Genomic DNA, 311 nt, shown 5'->3' with positions numbered 1-311 from the left:
CCGGCACTCCTGACAATGCTCGAAATACCCGACTATCCGACCCGCGTCGCCCTGGTCTCGGGCGCCAGTCGCGGCATCGGCAGAGGCGTCGCCGAGCGACTGGCGCGCGATTTTGCCGGTGTGGCGATTGTCGCGCGCGACGAGGCCACGCTGCGTGAAACAGCGGCGACGATCCGCGATGCCGGGGCCGAGCCGCTGATCATCGCCAGCGACTTGCGACAGGCCGACGCGCCGGCAGCGGCGGTTGCGCGCACAGCGGCGCATTTCGGCCGCATCGATGCGCTGGCCACGATTGCCGGGGCCGTGGCGCA

1 protein-coding gene is annotated in these 311 nt (G+C 71.1%); it reads left to right on the top strand.

All coding sequences use genetic code 11. From position 1 onward, the window contains the following. Positions 1 to 15 precede the first annotated feature (15 nt). Positions 16 to 311, top strand: a 296-nt coding sequence (locus A6X21_RS10635; protein ID WP_131818290.1) for an SDR family NAD(P)-dependent oxidoreductase, incomplete at its 3' end; no start/stop codon positions are given.

It is taken from the genome of Planctopirus hydrillae, from assembly GCF_001707835.1.
Lineage (GTDB): Bacteria > Planctomycetota > Planctomycetia > Planctomycetales > Planctomycetaceae > Planctopirus > Planctopirus hydrillae.
The sequence above is the reverse complement of the archived record's forward strand: the minus strand, read 5'-3'. Positions and strand labels throughout refer to the sequence as shown.